At 41.4% G+C, this 21,485-nt stretch carries 13 protein-coding genes; 8 read left to right on the top strand and 5 right to left on the bottom strand.

What is annotated here, in order from left to right:
- Positions 1–60 precede the first annotated feature (60 nt).
- The 3 genes from MKL33_RS20135 to MKL33_RS20125 are packed head-to-tail and all read right to left on the bottom strand — an operon-like array spanning position 61 to position 3,402.
- The gene (locus MKL33_RS20135; protein WP_005071933.1) at positions 61–1,500 is read right to left on the bottom strand and encodes an amino acid permease; all 1,440 of its coding nucleotides are present in this window, start codon (positions 1,498–1,500) and stop codon (positions 61–63) included.
- A 58-nt stretch (positions 1,501–1,558) separates the two neighbouring features.
- A complete protein-coding gene (locus tag MKL33_RS20130) occupies positions 1,559–2,995 on the bottom strand; it encodes an NAD(P)/FAD-dependent oxidoreductase (RefSeq protein WP_002118046.1) in 1,437 nt (478 codons plus the stop codon).
- 11 nt (positions 2,996–3,006) lie between these two features.
- Complete coding sequence (locus MKL33_RS20125; protein WP_005804779.1) at positions 3,007–3,402, bottom strand: nuclear transport factor 2 family protein; 396 nt, start codon at positions 3,400–3,402, stop codon at positions 3,007–3,009.
- 272 nt (positions 3,403–3,674) lie between these two features.
- Here MKL33_RS20125 and pdxR point away from each other — a divergent pair, with 272 nt between their 5' ends.
- A complete protein-coding gene (pdxR, locus tag MKL33_RS20120; protein ID WP_270907611.1) occupies positions 3,675–5,186 on the top strand; it encodes a MocR-like pyridoxine biosynthesis transcription factor PdxR in 1,512 nt (503 codons plus the stop codon).
- A gap of 126 nt (positions 5,187–5,312) precedes the next feature.
- Here the strand turns inward: pdxR and abaI are convergent, their stop codons facing one another.
- Together abaI and MKL33_RS20110 are read right to left on the bottom strand one after the other, a co-directional pair.
- Positions 5,313–5,879 (bottom strand): acyl-homoserine-lactone synthase AbaI, encoded by a 567-nt coding sequence (gene abaI / locus MKL33_RS20115; RefSeq protein ID WP_005804777.1) that lies wholly within the window; start codon positions 5,877–5,879, stop codon positions 5,313–5,315.
- A 63-nt stretch (positions 5,880–5,942) separates the two neighbouring features.
- A complete protein-coding gene (locus MKL33_RS20110; protein ID WP_002118068.1) occupies positions 5,943–6,359 on the bottom strand; it encodes a DUF4902 domain-containing protein in 417 nt (138 codons plus the stop codon).
- A 782-nt stretch (positions 6,360–7,141) separates the two neighbouring features.
- Between MKL33_RS20110 and abaR the strand changes: the two genes are divergently transcribed.
- From abaR to MKL33_RS20075, 7 genes are all read left to right on the top strand, one after another.
- Positions 7,142–7,858: a LuxR family transcriptional regulator AbaR gene (gene abaR, locus MKL33_RS20105; protein ID WP_002118060.1), complete on the top strand. Its 717-nt coding sequence runs from the start codon at positions 7,142–7,144 to the stop codon at positions 7,856–7,858.
- Between the two features lie 688 nt (positions 7,859–8,546).
- The gene (locus MKL33_RS20100) at positions 8,547–10,436 is read left to right on the top strand and encodes a fatty acyl-AMP ligase (protein ID WP_161283066.1); all 1,890 of its coding nucleotides are present in this window, start codon (positions 8,547–8,549) and stop codon (positions 10,434–10,436) included.
- Between the two features lie 50 nt (positions 10,437–10,486).
- Positions 10,487–12,262: an acyl-CoA dehydrogenase gene (locus MKL33_RS20095; RefSeq protein ID WP_270907637.1), complete on the top strand. Its 1,776-nt coding sequence runs from the start codon at positions 10,487–10,489 to the stop codon at positions 12,260–12,262.
- Positions 12,259–12,519, top strand: coding sequence for an acyl carrier protein (locus MKL33_RS20090; protein ID WP_002118032.1), 261 nt, complete (start codon positions 12,259–12,261; stop codon positions 12,517–12,519). The genes MKL33_RS20095 and MKL33_RS20090 overlap by 4 nt, the downstream gene beginning before the upstream one ends.
- The gene (locus MKL33_RS20085; RefSeq protein ID WP_270907610.1) at positions 12,516–16,475 is read left to right on the top strand and encodes a non-ribosomal peptide synthetase; all 3,960 of its coding nucleotides are present in this window, start codon (positions 12,516–12,518) and stop codon (positions 16,473–16,475) included. Before MKL33_RS20090 ends, MKL33_RS20085 begins: the two co-directional genes overlap by 4 nt.
- A 24-nt stretch (positions 16,476–16,499) precedes the next feature.
- A complete protein-coding gene (locus MKL33_RS20080; protein WP_270907609.1) occupies positions 16,500–20,162 on the top strand; it encodes an outer membrane lipoprotein-sorting protein in 3,663 nt (1,220 codons plus the stop codon).
- Positions 20,159–21,430, top strand: coding sequence for a porin (locus tag MKL33_RS20075; protein WP_270907608.1), 1,272 nt, complete (start codon positions 20,159–20,161; stop codon positions 21,428–21,430). Before MKL33_RS20080 ends, MKL33_RS20075 begins: the two co-directional genes overlap by 4 nt.
- The last annotated feature ends 55 nt before the right edge of the window (positions 21,431–21,485 follow it).

Below are 21,485 nucleotides of genomic sequence, written 5' to 3'. Positions count from 1 at the left end.
TTATTCCTGAAAAGAGATTTACGACCTATCTAAAAGACAGGTCGTGTAAACGAGAGGAGGTTAGATTTTGTTATGCTTCGCAGGAACGAGAGTATCTAACTTGGGATGTTGATTACGTAATTTAAGTAGTTCCACATAGTCACGAATCATAAAAATGCAGAATAAAATCGCAGCACTAGCAATACCGAACCAGAACGCTTTTTGTAAACTTGGAATGAGGGACATTGCGGCAAAGATACAAACCATACCAATAATGGCAACATAACTGAGGTATGGGAAACACCACATACGAACTTTAATTCGTTCAGGGGCAACACGTTCTAGGTGACGACGTAAACGGATTTGAGAAAGGGCAATGATGATATAAACAAATAAAGCTACCGTACCATAGGACTCGACCAAGAAAGGAAAGATACCCTCAGGTGAAAAATACGAAGCTAAAATGGAAATATAACCAAATAGTGTGCTGAATAAGATGGCACGAACAGGGACTCCATTTTTAGACAATTTAGTTAAGGCACGAGGGGCATCACCATTTTTGGTTAAAGCAAACAACATACGGCTTGCAGCATAAACTCCTGAATTTAGACAACTCAGAACCGCAACTAAAATGACAGCATTCATAATATCTGCAACAAAAGGGATATTGAGTACTTTAAGTGCACTTACATAAGGTGTTGCGATATCGGGGCTGCTCCACGGCACAAGGCATACGACTAAAAAGATTGAGCAAACATAAAAGAGCAATACACGAGTGATGACAGATTGAGTTGCCTTAGCAACAGATTGCTCTGGATTTTTTGTTTCTGCTGCAGCAATTGTGACGATTTCAGCACCAAAATAAAAACCAGTAGCCGCAACTGCACCTGATAACACAGGAACCCAACCATTTGGCATAAAGCCACCATGGTTTAATAATTCACCTAGTCCTGAAGCTTGATGGTTTGGCCAGAAACCAAATAAATATAATGAACAAAGGAAAATAAATACCCCAATTGCTGCAACCTTGATAGATGAAAACCAAAATTCAAATTCACCAAAAGATTTGACAGAGAACAAATTGGTTGCGGTTAATAGAACGAGCAGAACCAGACTCACGATCCATTGGGGAATATCAGGTAACCAGTAAGCGAGAAGTTTAGCCCCAACAATTGCCTCAAGGGCAATCACGATCACCCAAAAATACCAATACATCCAGCCTGTCATAAATCCAGCGAGGCGAGATAAAAATGGTGAATCTTGAAAAGCGTAGCGAGCATAAGCATAAAAGGAACCTGTTACCGGTGAAGCAGTGGCTAACTCCCCCAGCATACGCATCACTAAAATGATTAAGGTACCTGTGATGAGAAATGAAAGAATGGCTGCAGGGCCGGCAGATTGAATCACTACTGAGCTACCGACAAATAGCCCCATACCAATGACACCACCAAGTGCCATCATCTGGACATGGCGTGGCTTCAAGCTACTTTTTAAATCTTGGTTTGAATCTGAATCATACATGGCTAACTCCCCTCATAATTTTTATAACCGTATCGTTAGGCTGATCGTTGAATAACACTTAAAGCATTTCGTCTTTTAAGTAATACCAGCGGTACAACAAGGCTTGCCCCAACCGTCTAAAAGGTCGAAATAAATGTGAAGGTAATGGTGACTGATAAATAGGTAGATCAAATTGTGGGCGTTGAATGCCCATTACTCGTTCTGCAAGACGACGTCCTGCCATTGCTGAAAAAGATACACCATTGCCGCCATAGCCAATTGCATAATAGATAGTTTCATCAGGATTAGGCTGTACAATTCGTGGCATCATGTCATGACTGACATCGACCCAACCCCACCATGAATATGCAATTGGTATACCACGCAAGCTTGGGAATTTGCGATAGAGTCCTTCTTTTAAACGCTCTAGATGTACAGGGTTATTTGCATCGGCTCCTGTTAAAGCACTTCTGCTGCCACACTGTACTGAACCATCAGGCAATAAGCGGTAATAATGGCGTAAAGTGCGAGTATCTGTAATGAACGTTGTACTATGTAGGCCTGCTTCTTTAAGCTCAGCAGCTGTTAACGGACGGGTGACAATAGAATTAGATAAAATTGGCATGATTTTGCCAGACAAGCTTGGATGCAAACCATTAGGTGTATAACCACCTGTTGCTACAGCGACTCGTTTAGCTTTGACCGTGCCATGGGGGGTACGTAGATAGTGAATACCATTACGTGTTTCCCAATCTAATACAGGACTTGAGGTATGTACTTTCGCGCCGGCAGCACGCGCTCTTTTTAAATATCCAAAAGCCAATTTTAAAGGATGTACACCAATACCATCAGGTTCGAGTAACGCACCGGCAGCTTCTTGGTCTCCAACAAATTCTTCGTGAAGTTGTTCGCGGCTTAGCATACGAGTGTTATAACCAAACACATCTTTCATGACTTTGCCTTCGTTTTCTAAAAACGCCAGTTTTTTTGCACGATGAGCAATATATAAATGCCCACCATCTTGTGCATCACATTCAATACCAGTTACCAGATGTTTAAAATAATCAAAACCTTCGCGGATTTCTGCATCTAAACGTTTGGCTATATCTAGTCCCCATTTTTCGATCCACTGTGAACGATATAACCGACCAGAAGCATTTTGACCTTGTCCACCATTTCGGCTTGTACAACCCCATGCACTACGATTTGCTTCAAGAACTAATGGCGCAGTGCCAAATTGTTCTGTAAGAGTTAACGCAGTTGAAAGACCAGTAAAACCGCCACCAATAATGACAATGTCGGCCTCTGTATCACCTGGTAATGGGCCATCATCATCGGGAGGTGTTCCAGCCGTTGCAACCCAGTAGGTTGGTGCGTATTGTTCGTTGCCAGTTACGATCTTATCTGTCAACGGATCAAATTTAGCGTTGTAGGTTTTAAAGCCACGATGAATAGGTTCAGATATTGGATCAACTATTTTGTCTAAAGAAGTTAATTGTTGTACTGATTGATTCATGGGCAGGCTCCTTAAGCGGCTGCTTGCACGGGGCGATTTTTACGGAATGCATTTTTGACTAAAATTTTTCCATCTTTAAAGGTGAAAACATCAACCATGTTGGCTTCAATCTTTCCACCTTCAGGGGTTGATGCTGTAAATGTTGTTTCAGAAATTCCGTATAGCGCATCTTCGCTCAACCAGTGTTTACCATTAAGCCACTGTGCATCAGGAAAACTTTTAAAAGTATTTTCAAATGCTTGACGAACAGCTTCATGCCCTTGAATACGTGTACCGTATACCTCATCACCTGCAACTGTTTCAAAACAACAATCAGGATGCATACAGTCCATGAGTTGCTCTACATCGTGTTTATTCCATGCTGTAGAAAAGTCAGTGATTAGTTGCAAAAGTTGAGCTTGGTTCATCTTTTTAACTCCAAATACATACGAATCTTTTTTGATGATTAAACTGTACGGAAATAGAGCAATTAGCCGTAGTACCAGATTTAATGTTTTGATGGAGCCAGATTTAAATTAATTTAAATATTTAAAATTTATTAATTTTTTATGTTTTTCATATATTGGAATGGGTCTTGCATTTGTATTTGTGATGCCAGATTTCGGTAAATCATAGGTCTTCAGAAGCAAAATGCACCATGTTAAGCATTTGGGCTTCAAAATAGGTCGAGAAATGCACTATGGAAAGAGATCAGTTTGTAACAAGTCCAGTAGTACCAGGTATATGGAACGTATTATTTGCAGAGACTGAGCAAAGTGGACTCAATTTGCAGGGACGAATTTGCCGTATGATGTTTACTGCATTAGTACAAGGTTATCTCAAGCCAGATATGGCTGTTCCATCAAGTCGTTATTTGGCAGATCAACTTGGAGTTGGTCGTAATACTGTGACTATTGCATATCAACAACTCGTAGCTGAACGTATTTTAGAGTCTAGGCAACGTAGTGGACACTTTGTGCATCCCAGCTTCCAAATTGATAGTAGTGAAAGCAAAACGATAAAAACGACATCAAAATCTACAGAATGGGTTTCACGCTTTCGTCTTTGCCCATCAGCACAAAGGCATATTAATAAACCTGCGGATTGGATGAGTTACCCATACCCGTTTATATATGGTCAGCCTGACTTTGAAAGCTTCCCGGCTTCATCTTGGCGTGAGTGTGCTGTTAAAGCTTTATCAGCTAAAGATGCATCGATATGGGCAAGGGATATTACACAACAAGGTGATGATACTTTTCTTATAAATGCAATACGGCAACATATTTTACCGACCCGTGGAATTATGGCCAAAGAAAATGAAATATTACTTACGGTAGGAAGCCAGCATGCATTGTATATGTTGGCAGCACTACTACTTAAAGAACAACAAATTGTTGGTGTAGAAGACCCTGGCTATCCTGATGCACGAAATATTTTTATGTTGCATACACCAAATATTGTACCATTAGCGGTCGATCATGAAGGCGTTACTCTAACAAATGCTGTGGGCTGTGATTATTTTTATGTGACGCCAGGGCGACAATGCCCAACAGGCATCACCATGTCTCCTTCACGCCGTAAAAAGCTTTTAGAACTGGCGGAGCAGCAAGATAGTATCATTATAGAAGATGAATACGATGCACAGGTTTTGGTTCAAAATACTACGATCCCTGCATTAAAAAGTTTAGATCGGCATGGGAGAGTGGTTTATATCGGGAGCTTATCTAAGCCTCTAGCACCAGGTTTACGCTTAGGATACATCGTAGCAGCCCCAGAACTCATTAATGAGTTGCGTCATTTGCGTCGTCTAATGCTTCGGCACCCCAATGTTTTTAATCAAAGAGTATTTGCCTTTTTTATTGATCAAGGTTATTACCATTGCATGTTACGTCGTCAGTTTCAGCTCCATAAATATCGTGGTGAGCAGTTAATATCAGCATTACACCATCACTTTCCTACATGGAACGTTTACGCATTAAATGGTGGCTCGGCATGTTGGATTGATACCCAAAGTGATATCAATTGTACTGTTTTAGCCCAATACGCAGCTAATGTAGGAGTTTTTATAGAGGCCGGTCAGCCATTTTTTCTAAGTACAGATCACCATCAACATTTTTTAAGGTTAGGCATTGGATCTATTACTGCCGATAAAATTGATGAGGGAATTCAGGCTTTAGATCAGGCAGTTAATGATTATAAGAAATACAATTAAAAAAATTTTTATGAGTCAAACTAATTTTTCGGGTAGTGCTTTTAGTACATTTGAAGCGAAAAAAGAGGTGCAAGTGCTACTTTTTTCTCGCTCCAGCTGTTCAATGTGTACCTAATTGATTATGAACTACACATCAATCAAGCATGCAAACATCGCATAGCCATCAATAACCATGGGTGGGCCTGCACGATGAGCACGAAAACCCGCAGCACGTAATAACCGCTCTACCCCCAGAGGAGAGGTGGTAATGAGTTGTTTTGCGCCTTGTTCCCTTGCAAAGTTGATAGATTCTTGCAGAATTGCAATAGAGACGGGCGATGACACAGCTTGACTAGCTGAAGATGGCGGATTTGAGAAATCTACTGCTGAGAATCTTGATAACTCCCAAATTTCTGGTGAGCAAGGAATAGGCATTCCATTAAGTAATTGAGGAAATATCTCACCAAGTAAATAAGGTTGAGTAGTTGGTAGTAATCTGGCACAACCAATAATATTAGATTCTCTATCTTGAGCGACGACATAGGCGGTATCGACTTTGTCAAACTGATCTAGTTCTTCATTATTAGGACAGTTCAACTCCCAACCTAAATATTCAACAAATACCCTATAGCGGTAATTTTTAAATTTAGTATATAGGCCTTCTGAAAAATTATTTTGAAATCCAGCAATAACATTCATTACAAGTGCTTCCACTTATTTTTCAAGTGACTTTACTTAACAGGTGGGGAAGCGGTAACTGTAAGAATTTACAGGTTTCTAAGAGAAATATGGAGTTAATTTAGCCATTGTTTGGGTTGTATTGATTTGGGCATAAATGAACTGTTCCCAGAACAAAGTATCGATTTTCTTTTCAATTAGTGTTTCAGTAACTTCAAATCCAATATCTGTACCAGATACATCAACAAGCATAATATTGCTTCGAGGCAGTCCAATTCTTTTTATACTCGTGATGCCATTGTACTCAATAAATTCCCAATCCCATCCCGTACTTAAAGCTGGGGTCAGTGATGTTGCCCATTCAGTAAAACCATAATAGAGAATTTGAGAATCTTCAATTTGTGTTGATTCAACAATAGATATGAGGTGTTGGAGTGGATAGTTCATAAGCTGGTTTTCATTCAGTCGAATAAAACCATCTGCTGATATTGAGAAATGAGGGGGGATGGTGACCATGCTACCTGTTCAAGTGACTTGAATTGGGGTTCAATGGATAAATAACATAAATTATTGCCAATAAAATACTGTTATGTTTAACAGGTTAAATGTAATTGTATGGCATACACCGTTAAGCTGTTCTTACTAGAGAGTTATTCAGCCTTTAAGGCTTACTTATGAAAAATGAGAATTTTGTAGTTTTAATATGCAAACTGCCTTTTAAAAAATGCTAGATAGATTGGAGTTGTTGTAGATCTTTTAGTGTGCATCAACTCTCATTGTTAAAATAATAATCCTAAGTAAGGTGAGTGATAATGTAATTGCTTGATTTATTAAATTATTAAAGGTGTCTTTAGTTTCTTTGTATAATAATTAGTAAAATTATACCGGCTAGATAGTTGATAGAAAATATTGTTTAATTAAATTAATGAAAACTGACTATCAATAATAATTAATAGGTCTCCTTGATCTTTTTTAAAATACTTAATTTTTGGAATAAAATGCATCCCGTAAAATTTAATTTTTCAAGCATAATCCACACATGGAATATAACAACCTTAGAAGCTCTCATAAATTTAGTTTGGCTGAATAATTTACAACCATATCTGGCTTAAAAGAGTTGTTAATTAGATGATGAATTCAAAATCTGAAATTGAAAAATCAGATAAAGAAAATTAGGTATTTAAAAGCTTTATTGAAATAAAGGTAAACGAAGAGACCTACGCTTCAATTGGATTGTTTGAATTCACAATATTCAACTGAACAAAAAATGATTTGTGAATGGAGTCTAATGAGAGTAAATGGAAAATTGGCAAGAGGATTTATTATCAGAATTTCTGATCGTAAAAAATGAATACCAGCTGTTTGAGATCGTTAAATCTACAGCTTCAAAGCTTGGATTTGATTATTGTGCTTATGGTATGCAGTCGCCATTATCTATTGCTGAACCAAAAACGATTATGTTGAATAATTATCCAGAAGCATGGCAAAAGCGTTATGTGGAACAGCAATATGTGAAGATAGATCCAACTGTGCAGCATTGTATGGTATCACTTCAACCTCTTGTCTGGTCGAGCCAATTTGCAAAGACACAAGAAGAAAAAGATTTCTGGGAGGAGGCGCGCTCTTATGGCCTTAATGTCGGTTGGGCTCAGTCAAGCCGCGACTTTATTGGAACCAGAGGGATGCTAACACTCGCAAGATCCAATGACCAATTGTCGGAAAAAGAGCAAAAGGCACAATATACAAATATGTATTGGTTGTCTCAAACAGTGCATTCTAGCATTGCTAAAGTTGTAAATGAGGTGGAATTCGCTCAGTTTAATCTTTATTTAACGAACCGAGAAAAAGAGGCACTGCGTTGGACTGCTGAGGGTAAAACGTCTGCAGAAATTGCCCAGATTCTAGGGGTAACTGAAAGAACAGTCAATTTTCACCTCGGAAATTCAATGCAGAAGTTAAATGTGAATAATAAAATTTCAGCAGCTATCCGAGCTGTGATGTTAGGACTTTTATAAAGTATACGTATAAATAATACATCTGAATAAAGTAAATGCTTGTAATATTTATATTTTAAATCAATCATTACTATAGCTTATTATAAAAGCTATTTATCTGGGTTTTATTTTAAATTAAACCAACTGGAAAAATTTAATTTCATATTATTTTAGTATTCATGATCTTATGTGAAAGTCAAAATTAATTGTATTTATTTATAAAAGTATATATTGGTTATGAGAAATTATAATGTTGAAATATGATTTGTTTTTAAATGAATAATATAGGTGGATTGTTAATCTATACTTAAATAGCTTATTGCTATAAGAAATTAAATCTCAAAAATCAAAAAATAAAATAATTATATGAGCTAAGAATTCACTGATGTATTGAAAGCTTTTAGACACTTTTTCAACTACTAAAAAAGTAAAGATGAAAATAAGTTTAATATTTAATCTGATTGCAAAAAATAAAAAATAGAAATTGAGTAAAACGATTTATAAAAGGTGTCTAGCTTCTCGATTTTTATAAATATAGGCCAACCTGTAAGCACTTACAGGTGTAATAAATGATGCCCAACCATAAAATATAATGTGAATTTATATTTTAAACAAAAAGTATATTCATTTTTATTAAAAGCCCCGACGAGAAATGTAATTTCTAAATTAGCGAATTTTAAGGGTGCATTATAATTAATCGGAGTAAGTTATGGCTGTAATGGATACGGATAATATCATTGCAACATTGGAATCCCACGCAAATTTAAATGGAAGTAAGGTTGCTTTCGAGTATTTAGGGCGTCAATCTGGTGGTATCCAGTCTCTTACGTATAAAGATTTGAACGCTCGGGTTCAACATCAAGCTCAGGTATTAATGAATCTTGTAGACAGTGGCGATCGCGCTGTGTTGCTATTTGAACCTGGGTTGGACTTTATCGTATCGTTCTTTGCCTGCCTAAAAGCTAAAATTATCGCGGTACCCGTCAGCCTACCTTTTAATCGTAATGGTTTTTCTAATATTTTGAATATTATGAATGACTGCGAGCCAAAAATAGTACTCACCACCAAAAAGATTCTTGAGCTATCAGGTCTGATCACACTAAAAGCTCAAAATGAAAGCTTAATATTACATGCTGTTGATACTGAGCTACAGCGTGATTTGGTACAAAAAGATTTCCCGCCCATTACTGAAGAAGATATCTGCTTCCTGCAATACACTTCGGGATCAACAGGTTGGCCTAAAGGGGTAATTGTTACCCATAAGAATATTATGGCAAATGAAGTCATGATTGCTGAAGCTTTTGGCACGCAACCTGAAGATATTGGCCTTACATGGCTACCTGTTTATCACGATATGGGGTTGATTGGCTCAGTTTTGCAAACTGTGTATGTGGGCCTGACTTGCTATGTCATGTCACCGCTGGACTTCATTCGTAAGCCTCTAAAATGGTTGCAATTTATCAGTGAAAAAGGTGTCACAATTACTGGTGGACCAAACTTTGCTTATGAATTATGTCTGCACCGCATCTCTGATGAGCAGGCTGCATCGCTTGATCTGAGCCGTTTACGGGTGCTGTTTAATGGTGCTGAGCCGATCAAGGCTCACGTCATGCAACGCTTCATGGAAAAGTTCAATACCCAGTCGGAACTGAAACTAGATACTTTCTTGCCATGCTATGGACTGGCAGAAGTTACGCTTTTAGTTAGTGGTGTGACTGGTCCTCTCAATTCAATTTCAATCGATCGTGACAAGTTAAATGCCAATCTGATACAGGCCAGTCAAGATCAGACCGCCGTGCAAGTGGTGAGCTGTGGCAAGATCTCGGCACATATTGATTGCCGTATTGTCAATCCGCATACCTGTCAAGAAGTAGCAGCTCATGAAGTTGGTGAAATCTGGCTGGCAGGTGAGAGCGTTACAGCAGGTTACTGGCAGAAGCCAGAGGTCAATCAGGAAACTTTTGCGGCGACTATCATTGATGACGCGGGTCAACCGAGTCAAGTGCACTACTTGAGAACGGGTGATATGGGCTTTGTCAAAGACGGAGACCTATATGTAACTGGCCGCCTTAAGGATGTGATTATCATCCGTGGCAAGAACTATTACCCGCAAGATATCGAGTGCTCTGTTGAAATGGCACATCCTGCTGTTCGTAAAGGCTGTGTTGCAGCAGTGAATGTTGCTGATTCTGAGGGTGTTACTGTTGTACTTGAGATCAAGAAGAAGTCACTAGACAAGACTCTCAATTTTGAAGCCATTAGAACTCAGGTCAAGGAACAAGTGACAGCTGATATTGGCTTACCTGTAGAAGGTGTCTATTTACTGCATCAAGGCCGAATTAACAAAACTACTAGCGGCAAAATTAGAAGAAGAAAAATTAAAGAACAGATCGAACGCGGTCAACTGGTCTGTTTAACCCATCCAAACCGTAGAACGGTGATTGCTCGAAACTATGTCAAAAACGGCTTAGAAGTCATCCGTGATCGTGAGCAGCGGGGGCAGCTGATTCGTTATAGCTCCAATCTTCTCAACTCAATGATCAAGGAACGTGAAGTACGCACGCTGATTTTTAATCGTCTGAAAAGTGCTTTGTTTTAACCCTTACCCTTTAATCATTTGAGTGAAAATCCATGTCACTTACATCCAATTTGCGGCAGTTTCAGTCTGCTGCTCGTCTGGAGCAAATTTTAGGCTCCGTACATGATAACAACAACGATTTTTCTTGGTCCGCTGCCATCGAGCGTGATGAGAAGGAGCAATATCCTCAGCGTGCTGTTGATTTTCTGAATGCGGTGGGTATGAACCGTTTCTATGTACCTTCAGAGCTCGGAGGTCGTATGGAAATTGGTGAAGAGTTGCTATATCTGCATCGTGTGTTGGCACGACGAGATCTAACCATCAATTCGACCTATAGCACGAATGCTTGGTCTGTGATTGTGTGGATCGGCGGTAATGCGAATCAATGCCAAAATATTGCTAGCCGAATTTTAAGTGGTGCTGCTCCAGCATTGGCTTATAGCGAGAAAGCGCATGGTGCTGACCTATTATCTAGTGAAGTGACAGCACAGCCTGCCGAGAGTAAATACATCTTAAATGGCGAAAAATGGTCAATCAATCGCGCCACTTTAGGAGACTCTTTAAGCCTGATCGCTAAAACATCGAACGATCGTGGACCACGTAGTTTGAGCGCATTCTGGCTTGATAAGCGTCATATGGCTTCTAAAGGAACCTATAGTCTGAACCGCCTGCCAACAGTGGGCATGCGTGGTTTAGATATTAGTGGTATTGGCTTTAACAACGCTGAAATTCACAAAGATGCTTTGATCGGTGAAGAGGGCCAAGGGTTGGAACTTGGACTCAAAACTCTACAGGTAACGCGTGCATATTGCAGTAGTTTCTCGCTGGGGGCTGGCGATACGATGCTACGAATCGCGACCGAGTTTGCTATCGAACGCGAGTTATATAACAAAAAAGTAATAAGCATTCCATTAGTGCGTGAGCAACTTTCTACAGCCTATGCCTATCTATTAGCAGCGGAGGTGTTATCACTCGTTGGCGCGCGCGGATTACACGTTTGTATTAATCAGTTCAGTACATGGTCGCCAATCGTCAAGGTACTGGTGCCTGAGTATGTAGAGTCACTTGCCAAGATCACTTCTTCAGTGCTTGGGTCACGTTTCTTCTTAAGAAATGCATATGCAGATGGAATGTACCAGAAAGCATTCAGAGACCATCTGATTGTTAGTGTGTTTGACGGAAGTAGCACCGTTTGTCTAGACAGTCTGAGTTTTCAGCTCAAATCAGCCAATAAAGGTCGTAGCAAAAAAGCCGACCATCTCAACCAAGCCGAAGCCAAAGCACGTTATCGCCAGTTGTATGACTTACAAGTGGAGACAGACGCTATTGATTTCCGTGGGCTTGAGATTTTCAACCGAGATGGCGATTTGGTGATGGAGTCGCTGGGGACAATCATTGAAATGCTCAACGATGCCGAAGCCACAGTAGGGTTGTCTACTGAAATGCTATCTACGCTACGTGAGCATGCAGACCGGCTTCTGGTTGAACAGCGTACATTAGATCAAAAAATTCAGAATTACTTTTCAAACTCTGAGGAAAGCAAAGAGTTTGAAACGTTACGTTTTAGTCTCGCTCGAGGCTACGCCGAGCTGTTTGCCCGCATTGCTGTGCTGGGTTTCTGGGTCTTTAACCGTCATGGCTTGAGGACTGCTTTAAAGGATGGAGCATGGTTGATCATTTTCCTAAATGCTGCTGAAGGGCAGGCATCTCCTCCTATTACGTCATTACGTGAAAGCACATTAGCAGATTTGCTAGACCGAATTTCAACCAACCACATGTTATCTGTTATCGATTTCGCATTGGCACCGCGTGATGCCAAACCAGTTAAAGAGGAGATTACCCCATGAATAAGGATAAAGTTTACTGGAGCGCGATCATTCGTACGCTAGTAGCTAAAGAGATGCGTGTAGAGCCTGAGACGATTGATCCAGAGCAAAAATTTACCAGTTATGGTCTTGATTCGATCGTTGCTTTGTCTGTGTCTGGGGACTTAGAAGATCTGACAAAACTGGAACTTGAGCCAACACTGCTATGGGATTACCCAACAATCAATGCGTTGGCTGAATATTTGGTTTCTGAGTTGCAACAGGGAGTTGCTTCATGAATAACATTGCAAGCCTAGAACCAAAAATTCTGTCGCGTCATGCGATTTCTGCAGAACAGCTTGGTATTTGGTATATCCAGCGTCTTGAGCCAACTTGCAGTGCCTACAATATGGTGGTGGCTTTTGATGTGAAGGTCAACCAGCCATTAGGCAGCAAGCCGATGGAGATTTTGGAAGCAGTGTTACATGATTATCCGTTACTACGTGTAAGCATGCCTGCCAATGATCAGGGTATCGAGCAAATCATCTGGGATCGTGTATATCCTAATATCATTCTCTCTGATGCTCGTCATGTTGAAGCTTCTGATTTGACGAAATTAGTCGAACAGGATACCAAGCAACCATTTGACCTAACTCAGCCACCGTTGTGGCGTATCCATTGTTATGAGCGTGGTCAGAATCACTATGTGATTGCAGTTGTGATTCATCATGCCTTAATGGATTTCTGGTCGATTGGTCTATTGCTGCGAGATGTCTGCAAGCGTTTTGGACTGGTAACAGAGTCAAATGTAGTGAACGGAATCGAGTTCGCTCAATATGCAGATAAGCAGAAGAGCAACGTGATCGGTGATGCTGATGAAAGCTTACTGTTTTGGAAAAATGCGTTAAAGCATGCTCCACATGTGCATAGCATTCCACTTGATTATCCACGTCCAGCTGTGCAACAACATAAAGGTAGCTCGGTAATTTTCCGTGTACCTGAGTCAGTATCGTCTGGTCTTGTAAACTTGGCGAAAGATTATGAAATTACCTTATTCGGTCTTGTATTATCGGGCTTCTATATCCTGCTGAACAAACTATCGAATGAAAATAATCTAGTCGTTGCCACAGCAGTAGCAGGCCGACTTGAACGTTCTTTGCGCAATGCACTAGGACAGTTTGTTAATACAATTGCTCTTAACATAGACATCGATGCTGATCAGACTTTACGTCAATTTACACAGCAGGTGCAGGAACAATTAAAACAGAGTCTTAAACATCAAAAAGTTGCTTTTTCCAGAGTGGTTGAAGCTGTTTCACCAAAGCGTGATGGCAGTATCAATCCATTGGCTCAAGTTGGAATGTTCTGGGAACGTCTAGGTGGTTTGGATGAGTTTAAAGAACTACTCTTGCCAATCCAGAATCCAGCTACTTTAGCCGGTCAAGACCTTACGCTAGGAAGCTTTCCAGTTCGCCAACAAGAAGGCCAACTAGATATTATGCTAGAAATGGGCGGTGAATATCAGGGTGAACTGGTTGGTGTACTGAAATACAACTCTGAAATATTTTCTGCGGAGTCTGCCGAGAATATAGTGCAACTACTGCAAGTTGTACTATCGGAAATGGTGGCTCATCCTGAACGTAAGATTGTTGAGTTAGATATCGCACCTGATTATGCGAATGGCATTCAGCTAGGCTACCTACGTGGTCAGGTGACTGATTATCCTCGACATGATCTACTGGGAATGATTCTGAAGCAGATCGATGAGCGTGGTGACAATCATGCTATGACCTCTAGAGATCATGCTGTCAGCTATCATAAGTTAGGTCAGCATATTGCTGGGATTGCTGAATATTTACGTGCACATGGCATTACCAATGGGGATCGCGTAGGTCTAATGGTAGACCGCACTGTGCTATTGCCCGCGGCAGTCCTCGGAATCTGGGCGGCAGGAGCAGCATATGTACCGTTGGATCCTAGTTTCCCAAGAGAACGTTTGCATAACATCGTAGAAGATGCTGAACCTAAAGTCATCTTGACCCAAACTGACTTGATGGATGCTCTTACAGTCTCTGTACCACGTCTAGATATCAATCAAGCTGGTGTTGTTCCCATTGAGCAAGTACGTGAGACGCTTGCCTTTGGTGATACCGCTTATGTGATGTACACCTCCGGCTCGACAGGTAAACCTAAAGGCGTGCGTATTGGGCATCCTTCAATAGCTAATTTCTTACTGTCTGTGAATGATAGGCTGCAAGCAACTGCTGATATGCAGTTATTAGCAATCACTACTTATGCGTTTGATATTTCTGTTGTTGAACTATTGATTCCACTGATGTACGGCGGTGTGGTGCATGTGTGCCCACGTGAGATATCTCTAGATGGGAACCTGCTGGTTGAGTATATGCAGGCGAAGTCAATCAATGTTATGCAGGCAACGCCGTCCTCTTGGAAAATGCTATTGGACAGTGAGTGGAAAGGTATCCCACATCTAACTGCACTTAGCGGAGGCGAAGCGCTAGATCCTGTACTCGCAGAAAAACTACTGAGCAAAGTCAGCTGCCTTTGGAATGTCTATGGCCCGACCGAGACAACTGTGTGGTCCAGTGCAGCCCACATCACCGATGCCAAATATATTGATTTAGGCGAACCAATGGCGAACACCCAGCTTTATGTTCTCGATGAACAGCAGCGATTGGTTCCACGAGGTGTTATGGGAGAGCTCTGGATTGGAGGCGATGGTCTTGCAGTCGATTACTGGCATCGACCTGAGTTGACAGATGCACAATTTAGAACTTTACCATCCCTACCAAATGCTGGTCGACTCTATCGCACCGGAGATAAAGTCTGTCTGCGAATGGATGGGCGTTTGACTCATCATGGACGTCTGGATTTTCAGGTCAAAATCCGTGGATTCCGTATTGAGCTAGGCGAAATCGAGAATGTTCTCAAACAGATCGATGGTATTACAGATGCAGTAGTCTTGGTTAAGACCACAGCCGACAATGATCAGAAACTGGTGGCTTATGTGACCGGACATGACATTGAAATGGCTAGTTTAAAAAAGACTCTGCAAATCCATCTTCCGGCTTATATGGTGCCAAGTACGTTTATCCGATTGGATGAGTTTCCAATGACGGCTAACAATAAGTTAGATCGTAAAGCATTCCCTGAGCCAGTGTTTGAGCAGAGCAACGATTATGTTGCTCCACGCGATTCGATTGAAATCGAGTTATGTACTACCTTTGAGCAGATTTTGTCAGTCAAGCGAGTTGGTATACATGATGATTTCTTTGAATTAGGTGGGCATTCATTACTGGCTGTGAAACTTGTCAATCATCTCAAGAAGGTATTTGGTACCGAATTATCAGTTGCTTTACTTGCACAGTACTCAACTGTTGAGAGTTTGGGGGAGATCATCCGTGAAAATAAAGAAATCAAACCTTCAATCGTAATCGAACTGCGCCGCGGAACTTATGAACAGCCGCTATGGCTCTTCCATCCGATTGGTGGCAGTACCTTCTGTTATATGGAACTCTCGCGTCATCTCAACCCGAACCGTACTTTACGTGCTATTCAATCTCCGGGTCTGATTGAAGCAGATGCTGCTGAAGTAGCGATTGAAGAAATGGCGACACTCTATATTGCTGAAATGCAAAAAATGCAGCCTCAAGGGCCTTATTTCCTCGGTGGTTGGTGTTTTGGCGGTGCGATTGCATACGAGATCAGTCGTCAGTTGCGTCAAATGGGACAACAGGTCACAGGGATTGTCATGATCGATACACGTGCTCCAATTCCAGAGAATGTGCCTGAAGATGCTGATGATGCCATGCTTTTGTCTTGGTTTGCTCGTGATTTGGCTGTGCCTTATGGCAAAAAGCTGACGATATCAGCGCAATACTTGCGTGAATTGAGTCCAGATCACATGTTTGATCATGTGCTTAAAGAAGCTAAGGCCATCAATGTCATACCTCTGGATGCTAACCCATCAGATTTCCGACTTTACTTTGATACTTATCTGGCTAATGGCGTCGCACTTCAAACCTATTTCCCAGAGCCTGAAGATTTTCCGATCCTCTTGGTTAAAGCCAAAGATGAGTCTGAAGATTTTGGGGAAAGTCTCGGCTGGGATCATTTGATCAAAGATACGCTTACACAAGTGGATCTACCTGGTGACCATTCATCGATTATGTTCGCTGAGAACGTTGAGGCTGTGGCCAAAGCAATTGATCAGATGTACCCAATTCCTGCATAAGAAATACAAGAAGGTAGAACCACTATGGTGACCATAGAACATGCTTTCCTTATACCGGCCGAGATTGATAAGGTTTTTAAATATCTTGCAAACCCGGGCAATGATGCAAGCTGGCAATTGTCATGTAAGCATTCAGAGCTACTAGACACTACTCCGCGTGTGGGCAGCAAGTATGAACTCAATTTGAGCTTTGCTAGTCGTGAGTTAGCCTTTAAAGGTGAAATTACACATCTGGTACCGAACGAATTGTATGCCTTCCAAGTGTTAGAGGGACCGTTTTATTACAAAGGTACTTATCGCTTCAAACAGCATCCAGAAGGTACATGGATTGAATGGTTATTTGAGGCAGAGCCGGGCGGCTTTTTTGGTGTATTTCCTAATGCACTGCTAAAAAAAATGGTTCTTGCCCAGTTCAAGAAAGATCTTGCTAATCTTCAGGCGCTAGCTCAGAAGGGTGGAACCTATGAGGCAGTGAGTACGCAAACGCAAGAGATTGAAGAGCCATCGGTAGAGGTCGAAAAACCACTTCAAAAGACTCATCTAGTGATGGAGCAATATACGCGATGGATTCTTAGACATCGCCGTATTGTACTGACGGTGGTCATGCTTTTGACGATTGCCTTGGCATACCTTGCATCTGGTGTAAAAATTATTATTGATCCAGGCGCACTTGCACCGAATGGGCATCCTTATATCACCTCGACCAAGCTGATCGAAAAAAAATTCGGCTCCAAGTATATGGTTGTGATCGGTATTACACCGAAGCAAGGTGATATTTATCAGCCGCAAGTGTTGGAAAAAGTCAAACGTATTACCGAAGAAGTGGACAACGCCCCCGGCGTTGTTCGATCAACTATGATGAGTTTGGCTGCACGTCAAGCGAAAGGAATCATGGCTAATTCGGAAGGGTTTGATGCCAAAAAATTACTGCCGACCAGTTCTGTAACTCAGGATGATATCGATCAACTGAAAAAAGTGTTGGCAATGAATCCAACTTATATGAATTCAGTGGTGTCTAAAGATCAAAGAACTGCTGCGATTTTGCTTGAGCTTGAGGAAAGTCCAGAGGGCTTCCAGAAGATGATGGCTCCGATCAACAAAATTGTAGAAAGCGAACAATCTAAAGATATGACGCTCAGTGTCGGCGGTAATCCTGTCTATCTAGATAAAGCTGAAGATTACTCTAAGCGTATCAATATCTTGTTCCCGATTGCCGTATTGGTGATTGGATTGTTGCACTTTGAAGCATTCCGCAGTAAGCAGGGTTTGATTCTGCCACTCGTTACAGCTTTGCTTGCTGTGGCATGGGGTATGGGCATGATGGGGCTGTTCAAACAGCCTATGGATATCTTTAACTCGCCTACACCAATTTTGATCCTGGCCATTGCAGCAGGGCACGCCGTGCAGTTGCTCAAACGCTACTATGAAGATTTTGATCGTCTGATTGCTCAAGGGATGGAACCTAAAGCTGCCAATAGCGAAGCTGTGGTGCAGTCTTTAGTTCGTGTTGGTCCAGTTATGGTGCTGGCTGGAGGAATTGCGGCGGCTGGATTCTTCTCTCTGTTGACCTTCAATATTCCAACTATCCGTTCATTCGGTATTTTTACTGGAATCGGGATCATCAGTACGTTGATCATCGAGATGACTTTTATTCCAGCACTACGCTCAATGTTGCCACCGCCTTCGGTTACGAAGGTCAAACGCAAAGGGCTACCGATCTGGGATTGGATTCCAAATCGTATTGGCGATGCCATTTTGTCAGTTCGTCCACGAATGATATTAATGACTGCGATTGCGGGAATTGGTGTCTTTCTTGCGATCGGCACGAGCCGTATTGTGGTAGATAACGATAGTCGGAATTTCTTCTCTCGTGACCTACCGATGCAGCAGGATGACAGGTTCTTGAATCAGTCACTTGGTGGCACAAACAGCCTTTATATTATGGTCGATACGAAGGTCCGTGACGGTATTGAAAACCCAGAGATCCTAAAAGCGATTGATAATACAGAGAAGTTCGCGAATTCAATTCCAGAGGTTGGTAAAACAATCTCTATCGTGGACTATATCAAAAGGATGAATCAGGCAATGAATGCCGATCAGCCACAGGCATTTCAGGTTCCTGCAACCAAAGATGTTGTTGCTCAATATCTGCTGTTGTATTCAATGTCTGGTGAGCCGACTGATTTTGAATCCTACATTGATACTACTCAGCGCTATGCCAAGATCACGATTCTTATGAAAACGGGCAGCAACCACCGTATCAAAGAAATCCTTGAGTCGCTAAAAACGTATATGGCGGCTCAATTGGGTGACAAGGCTGTAGTGAGTTTTGGTGGTGACGTGACGCAAACCATTGCTTTGACTGAAACAATGGTTCACGGCAAGCTTATGAACATTCTACAAATTTCATTTGCCGTATTCTTTATTTCAGCACTGGTCTTCCGTTCGATTTCAGCTGGACTGATTGTTCTGACACCACTTTTGTTCTCAATTCTTGCCATCTTTGGTGTGATGGGCTGGCTCGACATTCCGCTCAATATTCCAAATTCCCTTATCTCGGCCATGGCTGTAGGTATTGGTGCGGATTACGCAATTTATTTCCTCTATCGTTTGCGTGAAATCTTGCGCGAAGAAGGGGGAGATATCAAAGATGCTATTCGTAAAACATTAAGTACTGCTGGTAAGGCTTCTCTTTTTGTCGCGACTGCGGTCGCTGGCGGGTATGGCGTATTGTCCTTATCGCAGGGCTTCCACGTACATCAATGGCTGGCGATGTTTATTGTGATTGCGATGCTATTCAGTGTGTTTGCAACCTTAATTATGGTACCTACAATGATTCTAATATTAAAACCTCGTTTCATCTTTTCCTCAAATAAGAAAAGTATCCCCGTTGCACAAACTGTTGTGACAAGCCTTTTGTTAGGTACTGCGCTCACCTTTTCATTACCTAAAACATCTCATGCAGATGAAGTTCAAGATATTGTTAATCGTAGTGATGATGCCTCTAAATTCCTGACCTCAAGTGCTAGTGCCAAATTTATTTTGACTTCTAAAAATGGTGAGCAACGTGTGCGCTTGACTAAAAATATGACCAAGCTTGCTGGAAATACTCAGAACAATATGCGTTTGACCGAGTTCATCTCGCCTGCAGATGTACAGGGAACCACGACGCTATTGATTGAGAACTCAAAAGGCAGTGATAGCATGTTTGTCTATTTGCCTGCATTGAAAAAAGTACGCCGTCTTTCATCAGCGAATAAGGGTGATGCTTTTATTGGTACGGACTTTAGTTATGGTGATGTACTTGGCTATAAGTTAAGTGACTGGAAGTACACCAAACTTGCAGATGGCAAATTTAATGGCAAAGATTGCTATATGATCGAAGCAACGCCAATCAATAATACGGTGAAGAGTGACTTTGGTTATAGCAAACGTCGCATGTGCATTCTCAAAGACAACTTTGTTACAGCAACCATCGATATATGGGACACAGCAGGCAAACCGTTAAAGCATATTGAGTTCACGGATATCCGTCCTTACGGCAAAGTAAAACCAAGATGGCAAGCCATGAAATCTATGGCGAAGAATCTGCAAACTCAGCATATGACACAAGTGATCGTCAATGATTTTGTCGCAGAAAAAACCTTATCGGATAAGCTTTTCTCACCGCAGAGTCTTGAAAAATGACGCAAGGTGCCTATTGGGTATTTGCATGCTGCAGTAGCTTTATGCTACTGCAACATGCTTATGCAGATGACAGCGAAATGAGTTTTGTGAGCCAGAACTCAGCCAGACTCGATGTTTGGTCATCAGATCGTGATTTAAGTTCGTTAAAAAACATTGGGCAAGCAAGTTTCTGGTCCAATGGTACGCTCAAGTTTAACCCTGAGTTTAAGATCCATTACGACATAAATATTGGAGACGAAACGGACCATACTGTAAACCCAGATCAGGTAAGTAAGGTGAATCGCAACTTACGTGAGTTGTACGCCTCTTACAACTGGGACCAGACCGTCTATGTCGATGTTGGTCGTCAGATTGTCGTGTGGGGGAGAGCTGATGGGACTAATCCAACAGATAATCTATCGCCCCGTGACTATACGCGCCTAGTACCAGATGAGACAGATCAACGTCTTGGAAATGATGCACTTAAATTGACATATATTCCTGAATCTGGAACTAATAAATGGATTGCATTGTGGTATCCGCGTAGTCGTTCAGATGTGATTCCATTGCGTCAGATTGCTGGTGTTCAATATGACATAGACCGTAAGAGCCGACCTGCATTTGCAGTGCGCTGGGATTATTCTGTAGATGGCTTAGATGTTGGTGCATCATATTTCTCGGGTTTGGACCATATGCCCGATCTGTCACTGCAGTCGTTATCTCCAACAGGAGCAACTTTACAACTGAAAAATAATCCTATGACCGTCTATGGATTTGATTTCAGTTATAACCATAACGATCTCGTATGGCGAGGTGAAGCAGCCTATACCCACACTGATTCAGAAGGTAGTGAAGATCTTACACACAAAAAAAATAATCTGACTGTAGTCATCGGTCCAGAATTAGCATTGAAGAATTCCACCGTGAGTTTAGTAGGTGTCTATAAACATACGGAGGACTTAAGATCTGCCGATAGTCTAACAAATCCATTATTGAGAGAAGTTTACCGTTATCAGCAAACCATCAGTAACCAATATGAGCACGATCAGTATGGGGCTATGCTGCGCTATGCACTTAACCTCCTGAATGACAATCTAAAGTTAGAAGTAACAGGTTTCTATTTTGCACCAGAGCCCAATGAGATGTTGAGAGTTCGTATTAATTATAACCTTAATGATCATTGGCAATTGAATGCAGGTGGTGATCGGTTCTGGGGCAGAAATGATACGGTGTTAGGACAATTTAGAGATAACAGTCTGGTGTATGCCCAGGTTCGATATAACTTTTAAGATAATTCGCTCCAAAAACAATGCTGGAGTTTGCAGTCCCTAATTAAGGTGATTT

Origin of the sequence: Acinetobacter sp. AOR43_HL (assembly GCF_027854635.1) — a bacterium.
GTDB lineage: Bacteria > Pseudomonadota > Gammaproteobacteria > Pseudomonadales > Moraxellaceae > Acinetobacter > Acinetobacter pittii.
This window is presented reverse-complemented; position numbering and strand designations above follow the sequence as displayed.